We start from the raw sequence: 12,823 nt of genomic DNA on the forward strand, positions 1-12,823 counted from the left end.
AATGGGTATGAAAAAGGATGTCGATGATAGAGCAATACAAACGTAGCGCGCCTCTACGATAGAAGTACCAAAACGCGGTCTCAGGTTTGTCTGTAAATGCTACAATCAGATGCGAAAGTTTAACACATAATGTGGTTTTTTAGACTTGATAAAGAACTAAATCTGAAGTGATTGTTTTTCACGAAGTAAGAGACACCATACAATGTTTAAGTATAAAAATTTAAAATACGAATTATAAATACAATAAAATCAATAATTTGAGTAACATAAGGCTATTGTTATGACAGAAGAAAAACGACCTCTATTAATCACTACAGGTGAGCCTGCGGGTATTGGCATGGACGTAGTACTAGGACTAGCAGCAGAGGGTAAGTTACAAGACTTTGCTCGGCCAATTTGGGTGACTGCTGATGCTAAAGCCATGCAAACTCGCGCGGAGGAATTGATTGCAGCTGGCGTGCTCAAAAGCACACCTAGCTGGCATACTATCAATACAGATATAAATGCCGATAACTTCGATGTTAACTTGGTAGAGCAGATATCGCAGCAAGATATAGACGCTGATAGTGCTTTCATCCTACTGGATATTCTTTGTGCGGCACCAGTTGTCTGCGGGCAAATCAATATCGCTAACTCAGCGATGGTGGCTCAGCAGTTAGATATTGCTCATAAACTGGCAATAAATAATACAGTCGCTGCCATCGTCACTGGGCCATTGCAAAAATCAGCGTTGATAGATGCTGGTATCAAGCTGTTAGACGGCACCATGTTTAGTGGTCATACTGAATTTTTTATGCAGCAAAGTGGCTGTGAGAAAGTCGTCATGATGCTGGCCAATCAAGCGATGAAAGTAGCGCTTGTCACTACGCATTTACCATTAAAGGATATCCCTGCTGCAATTACTGCCGATAATGTACGCCAAACGGTACGAATCGTCATCGATGATATGCGAGAGAAGTTTGGTCTCACGCAGCCTCGTATCTTGGTCTGCGGCCTCAATCCACATGCAGGCGAGGGCGGGCACTTGGGAAGTGAGGAGATTGAGATTATCAATCCCGTGTTGCAAGAATTCATCGATGCAGGTGTCAATATATCAGAGGCGATGCCTGCCGATACGTTATTTACCACCAGACATTTAGCAAACTGTGATGCGGTCATTGCCATGTATCACGACCAAGGTTTACCAGTATTAAAATCGCACGGTTTTGGTGATACCGTCAATCTAACCTTAGGCTTGCCTTATATTCGTACTTCTGTTGATCATGGTACGGCGCTAGACTTGGCAGGAAACGGCGGTGCGAGTGCGACCAGCTTATATCAAGCACTAAGTATGGCTAATGAGATGGCTGATAAATCACTTATCGCTGTACCTGCTGTATAAGTCAGTGCTTATAGATATTTTTCACATAGTACTTAATAATTTTATTATCAGTAATGCCTATCTAAAAAGCAGCCACTTAAGACGATTTAGTAAAGCTTTTATCGTGCATGAGGAACAGTATCTGTCCTGATCTTAGGCTCGAAAGCCTAGGGTCAAGACCCTAAGACTGTCTGGTTACGGATACCGATTGATTGACCAGCTCCATGGATCCGAACGAGGTTAAGAACGCGACGCTGGACGCATCGGACCCAACACCGATGCGGGCCATTGTGTCGGCACCTGCCATGCCAGTCGGATCAATGAGGTGCCAGCTCCCTTCAAGATAGACCTCGGCCACGGCATGAAAGTCTGGTGGTGTCACATCGGGCGCATAAACACTCGCGAATCTAGCTGGTATCGATGACGCGCGCGCTAGTGTTACGAGAACATGCGCAAAGTCGCGGCATACGCCCTGACGTTGAGCAAAGCTGTCAAGCGCGGTGGTTTGAGCATGACTTGATCCGGGTACGTAGCTAAATGCCGACTCGATCCAGTCACGCATCGCGGCAATCCGTGCGCCGCCAGTGAGATCGCCAAACTCGGTGTCCACGAAGGCATGGAACTGTTCTGAAGGGCAATAGTGAGACGGCATTAAATGCCTGATTGTCTCTCCGGGCAAAAGATGCAGGGGCGTTTGGGACAATGCCGATATGTCTAAGGCAGGACGGTCAACGGCGATTTCTGCGAGATAAGTGCAGCTAAAATCCCCTTCAGCGTGAATCCAAATCCGCTCTCCTATGCCATCATCGGCGGTAACCCGTGAAAAATGCGCAACGTCTGATGTCCAAATCTCGGCTGACCGTACCCGTTGATCCGCAAGATCGGCGGCTTCGATCTGAAGCAAAAGATCCATTGGCTCTGAGAGTCGATAATGGAGGGTGACGTTAAGTTTCAGGATCATATGTGAATTCCCTAAGGGTATTTATCTGGCGGGCTGACGATCGCGTGGGGCTGAACCGCTCCCGACTATATCAGAGACTGGTTTACTGGAGTCAGACACCAATACCTGACAGGATTAAATTATCATAATACCGCTTTTCAGAATCAAAAGGTGAGACATAACCAATTGCGTTATGCAGTCGGGCTTTAATGAACCTGAGAAGTGTTAAAAATCGATTAATTATCGATTTAGTTTTACGCCGCGATTGTTATGAGGACTCCATCTTTGGACCTGTTTCTGTCTGCTAGCACTTGATTTGACGCTGCCATTTAGCATGATCAGAGTTTATATTATATGGATTTAGAGGTAAAAAGTTACCGGGTTGGTTACTCGAAAGCATGGCTCGTCTATCGATAATAATTATTCAAAAACACAGCCTAATTATGAGCTGTGGTATAATTTGTTATTATAAAGTCAGTATATCGCTGCCATTACATTATCATAGCCCATTTCTCCTTTATACATTAAGACTCTTTTATGTCCAAAACTTCATTTGATGCTCAAACTATTTCTAACAGCTTACGTACTGCCAAACATCAGCCGCGTAAGCGCTTTGGCCAGAACTTCTTGCATGATACCAGCGTCATTCGCGAAATCGTCGAAAGTATTCGTCTAGAGCGCGATGACAATTTGATCGAGATTGGGCCTGGTATGGGCGCATTGACCGAGCCGTTATTGGCAGAAGTGGATGCGATGACAGTGGTGGAGCTAGATCGCGATTTAGCAGATAGCTTGCGTATTCGTATTGGTGCCAATAGCCACCCAAACTTTGAGATTATCAAAGACAACGCGATGCATGTGGACTACCGTGAGCTATATAGTGAAGAGCGCGGTAAGCTGCGCGTGGTGGGTAACCTACCGTATAACATCTCAACGCCTATCTTATTTCATCTGCTTAGCTATGCCGATGTGATTCAAGACATGCATTTTATGTTGCAAAAAGAAGTGGTCGAGCGTATCACAGCCGACGTGGGTAGCAAGACTTATGGCCGCTTATCGGTCATCATGCAATACCACTGTGATACAGATTACTTGCTGACCGTTCCTCGCGGTGCGTTTAATCCACCACCCAAGGTGACTAGTGCCGTCTTCCGTCTGACACCGCATATCAACAAACCAATAGTTGCAAATGATGAAGAGCACTTTGCGATTGTCGTACGTGAGACTTTTAACCATCGCCGCAAGACGCTACGTGCTATCTTCAAAAAATCAACGTTGCTGCCGACATTGAGCGAAGACGATTTTGCAGCTTGTGGTATCGATCCGCAGGCACGACCTGAGACATTAAGCGTCACGGACTTTGTGAACCTAAGCAATCATTCACAACAGCTAGACGTATAATGTATTTTTGATACATAAAAGCATGCTACTAACCGTCAATTATAATGGCGGTTTTTTATGCTTTATTTTTGTGATTAGCGCTTAGGTATTTATTTCTTATCGAGCTGTCTTTAACTATTGTGTTCAAATCGTTGAGGTATTATGAGTTTTCGCCATCAGTATGTTATCGGTGACTTACAAGGTTGCTATGCTGCGTATCTACAATTGCTAAAAACACTGGATTTCGATCCTGCCCAAGACAAATTATGGTTTGCTGGTGATTTGGTAGCACGCGGCGAGGACTCATTGAACACGCTGCGTCATGTCAAAGCGTTGTGTGAGCAAGGCGCTGCGGCAACGGTATTGGGCAATCATGATCTTAATTTGATAGCAGTCTGGCGCGGTGCTGCCAAGCTTAAAAATAAAGACAAAACCGCACCTATTTTTGCTGCGGATGACTGTAATGAGTTGCTCGAATGGTTACGCAGGCAGCCGATATTAGCCTATCCTGATGAGTATACGGTGCTAGTACATGCGGGTATTCCACCGCATTGGAGTATTGAAGCCGCCGTAGGATACGCGCAGCAATTAGAAGCTCAGCTGCAAAGTAATTTAGCGCAGCTCGATCAATTGCTGCCGAATCTATATAGCAAAGAAGCGGATGAATGGCATGCAGGTATCGAAGGATTTACTAAGGTGCGGGCGATTGCTAATTACTTTACGCGTATGCGCTTGTGTAAGCAGGATGGGTCGCTTGAGTTTAGCTTTTCAGCAGGCTTAGATGAAGCTATGCCAACCGATTTTTTGCCTTGGTTTGAGTGGCAAGTACCGCGCACTCGTAAGATACTATTCGGTCATTGGGCTGCGCTAAAAGGAGAGATTGATTTGCCACATGCGCGCGCACTCGACGGTGGCTGCGTGTGGGGTAATTATCTATTGGCTTATAGATTGGGTGACGGCAAGGTAATAACCTCAAGCGCACAGTGCCCGAGTCCATAAAGAGAGTTATAAGCGTCTCAATATAAAAGGCTAAATAAACAGTCTGTTATAAGTGGCTCCATTATATCAGTCTGTTTTAAGTAGTCTGTTAATAGGTTTGAAGGGTGAAATAACTGGTTCCGCTGGGATATACCCTAAATTAGTTGACCACTACAAACAAAGGATCTATTAAAAATGATTTCATTTAAAAATAATAAAGAGACTATTGTTTTAGAGTACTCACCGTATCATGTAGCGAATTTGCTCTTTGCCCTAACAGATGATTCATTAGAGCATCACTTGAAAGAAGAGTACGAAGATTATTATGATGCAGATTTTAAGGATCAAGAACAGTTATTGAAATGGTTGAATAGACTATTGTACAAAATAGATAAGGAGACAAATCAAGGGTATAAATTATATAAAACAAGCTTAAGAAAAATCATTCATTCAAACGAAACCGTACCTATTGATATATATCTTCCAGGAATTGAAGAAGTGGACGATTGGTATGTTGCATATAATAAATTTCTACTTAATTTATGGAGCTATTTGTTCGATGAAGACTATGTTGCTATAGATGGATTAACATATATTGAGAGAATAGATGAAGAGTTTGTAAATTTCCCTCATATGCCTGAGTTGTGGAAAACTCCTAGATATAAAGGATGTTAGAATAAAATAATTTTCCAAAGCAGTTCGATGCCTGTATAGCGCACCGAACATACTCTCATGACAAACGTTATAGTAAATAAAAATACATTAAAAAAATTAATCAATATTTTTTGCTTAGAGAGTCGCTCTTTTGAAACTTTAAGATAATCTACTTATTCAACGCTTTTTCTACCAGTGAATCAAATATATGATTTTCAAAAAAACTAAATTAGTTGCCCTTCTTTTTTCTACTGCCTTATTACCTCTTACGCTTACGAGCTGTCAAAAAATGCAAAGTGAAGCCAAAAACGAAGCTTCTGAGGGGCAAATAGTTATTGAGGAAATAGAGACAGAAACTAAAGCTGAAGACGTACAGGGATTAGCCGAACAAGGCGATGCAGAAGCACAATTCGATTTGGGTTGGATGTATGATATAGGAGAGGGCGTTCATCAAGACTATGCCAAAGCTGCGCAGTGGTATATAAAATCGGCTAATCAAGGTTTCCCTGAGGCGCAGTATAATCTTGGTGTAATGTATCGTGAAGGCGAAGGAGTCCCTCAAAACTATGCTGAAGCAATTAAATGGTATACGAAAGCAGCCAATCAAGGCTTTCCTGAAGCGGAGTATAACCTTGGCTTAATGTATACCCAAGGCAATGGCGTAGACCGAGACCTTTCACAAGCTCTTAAGTGGTATACAAAAGCTGCTAATCAGGGATATGCTCCTGCTCAAAACAATCTTGGTGCGATGTATCGCGATGGTGTAGGTGTTAATCAAGATAATGTTCAAGCAAAGAACTGGTTTGGTAAGGCTTGTGAAAATGGGCAACAAGAAAGCTGTAATAACTATAGGAAACTAAATCAAAATTAAGTCAGTTTAACCTCAAAAAATTAATGTTATGTACACTGTGAAGTACACTACTATGATCTAAATAAATAAAACTATTGATATCCTTCGTCTACAGCCTAGTGTTCAAGTCCTCACTAGGGAACCGAACCAGTGAAGGAACCTGATTGGTTCGGTGTAGGTATATTTTAAAATGAATCCTTCTAGCATTACCGTTTCTACTAGCACGATTAATGACTCCTCTTTCAGAGAAGATTAACATGAGTAATATGCAACGATTGAAATCAGCATTGTTAAATAAAAGTAACGGTAAATGGTATCAGCGCGATAAGCTATACACAGGCATTATCTTCTTTGATAAACCTGACCATCAACTTGAAGCTTATGAGGTCAAAAATGGAGAGATTATCAGGCCTTATGTATCACCCTGTCAGAGAGGACTATCTTCGCCTATCCAAATAGATTCTACAGAGTTCTGTAACGAGATTGATGATATATATGGTTCTCGTGGAATACCACAACTCTATAAGAATAAGCTGTATCAAGGTATGTCTTATACCTTTGTAGAAGGTAGGTGCAACCTAGAGTTATATACTCACGAAGACGGCATATCCGAAAATCGAATTGACTGGAATACTCTTTCGTATGAACCAAAAGAATTTTTATTAAATTATTGCGATAATGGAGTGATGCACTCTTACGATGTACATTCAACTGAAATAAATTTCAATTATTATAGTTCTGTTTGCGGAGAAAACAATGATGAAAAGGTTGGCATAAGATACACTGAACCGTTGAACAGAATTAGCTATTTTGAAGTCGCAGGCAATACCTTAATCACAAAATCTTATATGGAAAGTCCTATATCTGTGCCTGACGTGTATAGAATATTGAGTAATTATAAGAGATTTATATTTGGCAAGTCTATACGATTAGATATAGATAAAAGCTTCATACAAGACTTATTCAATATATGGGTCAAAAATAACAGCTTTGAACATATTGAAAGCATGTCTCTTAATGGACTAGATGGTTTAGAGGATTTCGATTACTTTTTTAATAAACAAGTATTTGGAAAATTAAAAGAGGTTCGTTTAGATAAGATGACCTCAGCGAAGCAAATAAATCGACTCAAATACCACATGCCCGATACCAATATTGTAATACTGAATTATTAATTGTTTGAAGCACTAAAATTAAGTCATCTGTATTTTAAGGTAGTAATAAATTGATTTACCTAATTCTAGACGTACATTATAAAGAAGGCCAAGAAACCGACGCTGTTACAGCAACTGTTGCAGGTATCCGCTTCGAAGGCATTAAGCAATCACGTATTCTAAATGAATATACTGTAGAAGTTAATGACGTTGCGCCTTATGAGTCAGGTCAGTTCTATAAAAGAGAAATGCCTTGCTTACTGGCTTTGATTAACCAGATTGACGAACCTTTTGATGCCATTATCATCGACGGCTATGTATTTCTGGATGGTGTTAGCAAAGCAGGATTGGGTAAGTATTTATATGACAACCTAGTCAATAAAAAGCCAATCATTGGCATCGCTAAAAATAATTTTTATGACATTACAGAAGATTATGCCATTTGGCGAGGAATAAGTAAGCACCCTCTATATGTCACCAGTATTGGTATAAACATTACAACGGCGAAAAAGATGGTCAGTGAAATGGAAGGTGAACATCGAATGCCTAAAATGGTCTCTGATGTAGATAAACTAGGCCGTGTCATCAATTAGAACATATATACCTATTGAAAGAGTTTGGACTACAGCCAAACTCTAACTAGGGAACCGATCTTCTTCCCATAACAGGTCTTATGACAAATAATTTTAATATCAACAGACGATCGAGCATAAAGCCACCGCAACTACCTATTTAACTAGGCAGCTTCGGTGGTTTTTTAGGTTTCGGTAAAGGTGTTTTTGCATCACCAGTTTGCTTGTCATCAGAGTCAATATGGTATGGCTCATCACTAACAACGTCGCTATCAACCGCACTTATCGTTTTGGTGACCTTATCGTATTGGATATCATCGGTATAAGGAACGCTGTTTAGTTCGTCATCGACTAAACCATCGTCCAGATCCATTACCTTTTCAGGAGAGCTGTACGGCTGCGTATGCTCATCTGTCGGCTGCTTTTCATAGTTGATGTCAGTATTCGTCTGGGAATGTTGAGCATCAGCATGTTTAGATTCAGGCAGTATCCTGACATCGGACAAACGCCTTACCACATAATTACTTGGTATGGATTTACCATTTTTTTGTGCGGAGGTATCATCAAATATCATGTGACCCTGACTATCGATACGCGCATATTTCATTGGCTTATCACGTGGCCAGAAAAAGTCAGACGGATGGCTAATAATATGACCAAATACCAGTTTTGTGAGGCGACTCCATTCAAAAAAGCGAACTTCTTTAGAACGCAGGGCGACAAACAGTGCCAACGAAAAGCTAACAATTAAGTTGACCAAACCAATAAGGGCCACACCAAGTATAGAAATTAGAATGAGGCTCCAGCTGATGTCATCAGCAGATATATTGAATAGGCCATGTGCCAAGTTTGCTGAAGCAAAGGCAATGTGACGGATATCAATTGGTAAGCCGAAGATATAGCCGATAGTCGCGGTACTACCTAAGAACACCCCGAATAAGAAGTTACCCATGATAGCGCCCAAGTTGGCTTCTATAAAGCCGCCTAAACGCTGAAGCCATGAGCTAGGCAATATGTATTTCAACAATCTGTGACGTTGTATACGCGCGCCTACGTTGTTATAAACTGCCAAGTTATCGTAATAACCGGCAATCAAACCAGATAAGAACAGGTAAACCCCAGCAATGGCAGCATGGGGAAGTGCTAATGAGTGGAACGGGTCGAGATCATGTAGCAGGTGTCCTGCTTTTTCGGTATCGATCATTGGCGCGCCAGTATATTGCAACCAAGCAAAAGAGATAATCAAAGCGACGGGTACGGCCAACATGACGTTACCCATGATAGCGATAAACTGGGTGCGCAAGATATCGACGACCAATTCTGATAGCTTGGTCAACTGATGCGATTTTTTACCAGAGCCTTCAGATATGGTAGAAGCGATTGCAGCCGCGGTCATGGCTGGCTGCTTGGTCGCGACTGTGCCGCGAATAACATGAATAAATACGAAGCCCAAACCATAGATCATACTGTTGATGAACGCACGACCCATGGGCGCGAGCGCTAAGTGATACGCCAGTATTTTTATGGTTGCCATAAATGCGATGATAAAGCCACCAATAGAGGCTTTTTTGAGCATCTTTTGATAGCCAGCTTTATCGGTACTAATATAATGCTCACCGACGCGGCTGGCATTTTCTGTGACTTTGCGAGAGAGTAGTTTGGTATTGTTATCAATCAAATAACCAATACTATAGCGCTGGTTGGCCGTAGTGATGAGCGCCTGTATCAGTTCGATAACAGCGCGATCTCGCTTTTGATTATCGTCTGTGACCAGCTCAGTCAAAATCCGCATACGCTGCAAGCTTTGATCCAAACGCAGCATCATATTGGTCAAACGAATAGAGATACCAGTTTTGTAAATCCGCTTGCGTACGGTAGCGACGATATCTTCGCACTGTTCCAGCATAACCAATAGGGGCGCAGGGTCGACTGCTTGCTCGGGCGTAATATCTGTCAAGGTGTCAAGCTCATGTGCTTGACGATATTGATTGACGAAGAGTACGGCTTCTTGATTTTGTGCAACGAAAGATGCGGAATAGTTCAGTATTTGTGGATAGGACTCCATCAAATCAGGGTGCAAGCCGATACCGCTGATGCGATAAGATAAAATGATAATGGCGTTTAAAATACTGTTTTTTGCGGTAGCTACTAGATTTAAATGCTTCTCTTCTACGCGAACCAGCTCAACCAGTTTGTCCCATTTTTCCTTTTCGATATTGGCCAGCCAGCGTTCATCAGAGCGTTTATTAAATAAGTAGCCCACCAATTCTACGACAGAGTCGTCTTGTGGTAATAATGGTAAAAACCGATGGCCAATCAACCGGCGTAAACTGTTAAAAAACCCTTGGTCGGACATAATACCAGTATCGGTATACAGCGCAATTTGTCGATATTGGATAATCAGTTTTAGCACAAAACTAGACAGCCCATCTCCATATTCTGGATGCTGATGTATGATATCAATAAGGGATTGAATTTTTTCGTTGGCCAATGCAGGTTCTTTATCACTGACTCGTAGCTCATCAATCAAGCGTTTGAGTACCGCAGGATCTGGCACGTCGCTCAAGGCGGTAATCTGTTGTAAAATGCGTTTTAATTCTGACACGTCGCACCCTTTATCATGGTTGTTTCAATCGTTTTTATTATTTAAGTCGGTATAAGTGGTTGAGTAATGTTTACCAATCGTTCAATTGTAGTCGAGCGACATCTTGTCTTGCGTTATTTTAATCGGAACTGCCAATTGATATTGAATTATTTTGTTAGCAGTTATTTTGACAAAAAAAAGGACAGTAACACGACTGTCCTTTTAATCAAGGTATTTTAGGTTAGTTGTAAAGCTAGCTTAGCTTGCAGGAACGTCGAAATAAGCAAGATCAAAGTTCATCATTGGGTCACTACCAGCTTTGACCATTTGGGCATGAGCATCGATACGCGGTAGGACACGGCCAACGAAGTAATCCGCAAGCTTGGCTTTATTGGTATAAAACTCGCCTTCTTTACCATTAGCGGCTTCTACCATCAACGCAAACATGTATGAGTAAGCAAGGTAGCCAAACGCATGCATGTAGTCAACCGCACAGCCATTGATTTCGTTTTTGCGTTCGCCAATGTTGTTAAGCACAGTTGTGGTTAGCTCTTCGATGGTATCTGCTGCATTCAACGTAGCTTGTTTGATAGCATGATCTGCTTGCATGTTGCTAACAAAGTCACGAATCTCACCCAAGAAGTGAGTGACGTACTTGCCGTTGTTACGAGCAACTTTACGACCTAACAAATCAAGCGCTTGAATACCGTTGGTACCTTCATAAATCTGCGCAATACGTGTATCACGAACGATCTGCTCCATACCCCATTCGCGGATATAGCCATGACCACCAAAGACTTGCTGACAATCAACAGTTGCTTCTAGTGCTTTATCAGTCAAGAACGCTTTAGCAACCGGTGTCAATAGAGCAACACGAGCTGCAGCCGCTTTGGCTGACTCAGGATCGGTACTAAACTTCTCTTCATCAAGGTTTTTGGCAACGTACATCGCAAAACAGCGCGACGCTTCAGTGTTTACTTTAGCATTCAATAGCATACGACGGACGTCAGCATGATGAATAATAGCATCAGCAGGTTTTTCTGGACTTTGTAGCTGGGTATCGCTACGGCCTTGACCGCGGTCATTGGCATATAACGCTGCATTTTGATAGGCAAGCTCAGAACCACCAAGGCCTTGCAAGCCCATAGTGACACGCTCATAGTTCATCATGATGAACATTGATGATAGACCAGTGTTTTCCGCGCCAACCATCCAGCCTTTGGCATTATCAAAGTTCATGACACAAGTCGCAGAGGCTTTGATACCCATTTTGTGTTCGATAGAGCCTACCGCTAACGTATTGCGCTCGCCTAAGCTACCATCTGCATTGACCAAGAATTTTGGTACGACAAATAGTGAAATGCCTTTTGAACCTTCTGGTGCATTAGGTGTTTTTGCCAATACCAAATGAATGATATTGTCAGTAAGGTCGTGCTCACCACCAGTGATAAAGATTTTGGTACCAGAGATATCATAGCTACCATCATCATTAGGCACGGCTTTGGTTTTGATAATACCTAAATCAGTACCAGCATGCGGCTCTGTCAAGCACATAGTGCCAGCCCATTCGCCGTTGTACATTTTTTCTAGATAAGTTTGCTTTTGCTCTTCAGAGCCAGCTGCATTTAAACAAAGCGTCGCACCAACCGTTAGGTTTGGATACAGGGCAAATGATTGGTTGGCAGTGAAAACCATCTCTTCGGTGAGCATGGTAACCATTTTAGGGAAGCCCTGACCGCCGTATTCAGCATTACCGCTTAAGCCAACCCAGCCTGACTCAGCATATTGCTTATAGGCTTCTTTAAATCCTGTCGGAGTCGTGACGACGCCATCACCTTCGAAAGTTGCGCCTTCTTCATCACCGCTACGGTTAATAGGAAGTAGAATGTTTTTTGACAGTTTTCCCATTTCTTCTAAAATCATATCGACAGTTTCCATGTCGACATGAGCCAAGTTTTCGTTGTTTTGCCAAAACTCTGGCGCCTTGAATACGTCATTTAAGATGAAGCGCATGTCATTAAGAGGGGCATTATAAACAGCCATAAACATTCCTTTGGTTCAAATAATTAAAATTGAAGTTGTTAAGATTATCAACTGTTTTCTTGGTATAACCTTAGCGATTAATAATCAAAGTTTAACAAATAAGCTTGTGAGCGAGTGTATTTCTTCGTGAATTGTGCGTACACCAAAAGTTAGCAGCGGCTATTGAAGTGCTTATAGATGCCTCATTGATAACTATAATGTGAGAAGGTAGGCGGGTCGGTGCTTATAGATAGTTGCTACTGTTAAAACTATGTTGATAGTTGTCATAAGCACGCGCAAAATAAAGCGGCAACACACCGAAGTATATT

The 12,823-nt window shown here is 42.0% G+C and carries 10 protein-coding genes; 7 read left to right on the plus strand and 3 right to left on the minus strand.

Annotated elements, in window-relative coordinates; all coding sequences use genetic code 11:
• The first annotated feature begins 280 nt into the window (after positions 1-280).
• A complete protein-coding gene (gene pdxA / locus ACTXGF_RS19825) occupies positions 281-1,381 on the plus strand; it encodes a 4-hydroxythreonine-4-phosphate dehydrogenase PdxA (RefSeq protein WP_443534260.1) in 1,101 nt (366 codons plus the stop codon).
• 160 nt (positions 1,382-1,541) lie between these two features.
• Here pdxA and ACTXGF_RS19830 read toward each other — a convergent pair whose 3' ends face one another.
• The gene (locus tag ACTXGF_RS19830; RefSeq protein ID WP_443534262.1) at positions 1,542-2,321 is read right to left on the minus strand and encodes a transglutaminase-like domain-containing protein; all 780 of its coding nucleotides are present in this window, start codon (positions 2,319-2,321) and stop codon (positions 1,542-1,544) included.
• Positions 2,322-2,837: 516 nt separating this feature from the next.
• Between ACTXGF_RS19830 and rsmA the strand changes: the two genes are divergently transcribed.
• The 6 genes from rsmA (at position 2,838) to ACTXGF_RS19860 (ending at position 7,909) form a co-directional block, all read left to right on the plus strand.
• The gene (gene rsmA, locus ACTXGF_RS19835; RefSeq protein ID WP_201567912.1) at positions 2,838-3,701 is read left to right on the plus strand and encodes a 16S rRNA (adenine(1518)-N(6)/adenine(1519)-N(6))-dimethyltransferase RsmA; all 864 of its coding nucleotides are present in this window, start codon (positions 2,838-2,840) and stop codon (positions 3,699-3,701) included.
• A gap of 141 nt (positions 3,702-3,842) precedes the next feature.
• Positions 3,843-4,679, plus strand: a complete 837-nt coding sequence (locus tag ACTXGF_RS19840) for a symmetrical bis(5'-nucleosyl)-tetraphosphatase (protein ID WP_443534264.1) — start codon at positions 3,843-3,845, stop codon at positions 4,677-4,679.
• A 174-nt stretch (positions 4,680-4,853) separates the two neighbouring features.
• Positions 4,854-5,333 carry a hypothetical protein gene (locus ACTXGF_RS19845; protein WP_443534266.1) on the plus strand — a complete coding sequence of 160 codons (480 nt, stop codon included), beginning with the start codon at positions 4,854-4,856 and terminating at the stop codon, positions 5,331-5,333.
• Between the two features lie 187 nt (positions 5,334-5,520).
• Positions 5,521-6,183, plus strand: coding sequence for a tetratricopeptide repeat protein (locus tag ACTXGF_RS19850; RefSeq protein WP_443534267.1), 663 nt, complete (start codon positions 5,521-5,523; stop codon positions 6,181-6,183).
• Between the two features lie 236 nt (positions 6,184-6,419).
• The gene (locus ACTXGF_RS19855; protein ID WP_443534269.1) at positions 6,420-7,337 is read left to right on the plus strand and encodes a hypothetical protein; all 918 of its coding nucleotides are present in this window, start codon (positions 6,420-6,422) and stop codon (positions 7,335-7,337) included.
• 50 nt (positions 7,338-7,387) lie between these two features.
• Complete coding sequence (locus ACTXGF_RS19860; protein ID WP_443534271.1) at positions 7,388-7,909, plus strand: endonuclease V; 522 nt, start codon at positions 7,388-7,390, stop codon at positions 7,907-7,909.
• Positions 7,910-8,048: 139 nt separating this feature from the next.
• Here ACTXGF_RS19860 and ACTXGF_RS19865 read toward each other — a convergent pair whose 3' ends face one another.
• Both ACTXGF_RS19865 and ACTXGF_RS19870 read right to left on the minus strand, forming a co-directional pair.
• Positions 8,049-10,493: a site-specific recombinase gene (locus ACTXGF_RS19865; protein ID WP_443534273.1), complete on the minus strand. Its 2,445-nt coding sequence runs from the start codon at positions 10,491-10,493 to the stop codon at positions 8,049-8,051.
• Between the two features lie 237 nt (positions 10,494-10,730).
• Positions 10,731-12,515, minus strand: coding sequence for an acyl-CoA dehydrogenase C-terminal domain-containing protein (locus ACTXGF_RS19870; RefSeq protein ID WP_101204979.1), 1,785 nt, complete (start codon positions 12,513-12,515; stop codon positions 10,731-10,733).
• Positions 12,516-12,823 lie beyond the last annotated feature (308 nt).

The sequence above is a fragment of the Psychrobacter sp. 1Y6 genome (assembly GCF_052258385.2).
Lineage (GTDB): Bacteria > Pseudomonadota > Gammaproteobacteria > Pseudomonadales > Moraxellaceae > Psychrobacter.

Bases quoted from the DNA above. Each gene is read 5' to 3' on its own strand.
- ACTXGF_RS19870 (WP_101204979.1), bottom strand. From the start codon at position 12,515: ATGGCTGTTTATAATGCCCCTCTTAATGACATGCGCTTCATCTTAAAT.
- ACTXGF_RS19850 (WP_443534267.1), top strand. From the start codon at position 5,521: ATGATTTTCAAAAAAACTAAATTAGTTGCCCTTCTTTTTTCTACTGCC.
- ACTXGF_RS19855 (WP_443534269.1), top strand. From the start codon at position 6,420: ATGAGTAATATGCAACGATTGAAATCAGCATTGTTAAATAAAAGTAAC.
- pdxA (WP_443534260.1), top strand. From the start codon at position 281: ATGACAGAAGAAAAACGACCTCTATTAATCACTACAGGTGAGCCTGCG.
- ACTXGF_RS19840 (WP_443534264.1), top strand. From the start codon at position 3,843: ATGAGTTTTCGCCATCAGTATGTTATCGGTGACTTACAAGGTTGCTAT.
- rsmA (WP_201567912.1), top strand. From the start codon at position 2,838: ATGTCCAAAACTTCATTTGATGCTCAAACTATTTCTAACAGCTTACGT.
- ACTXGF_RS19830 (WP_443534262.1), bottom strand. From the start codon at position 2,321: ATGATCCTGAAACTTAACGTCACCCTCCATTATCGACTCTCAGAGCCA.
- ACTXGF_RS19845 (WP_443534266.1), top strand. From the start codon at position 4,854: ATGATTTCATTTAAAAATAATAAAGAGACTATTGTTTTAGAGTACTCA.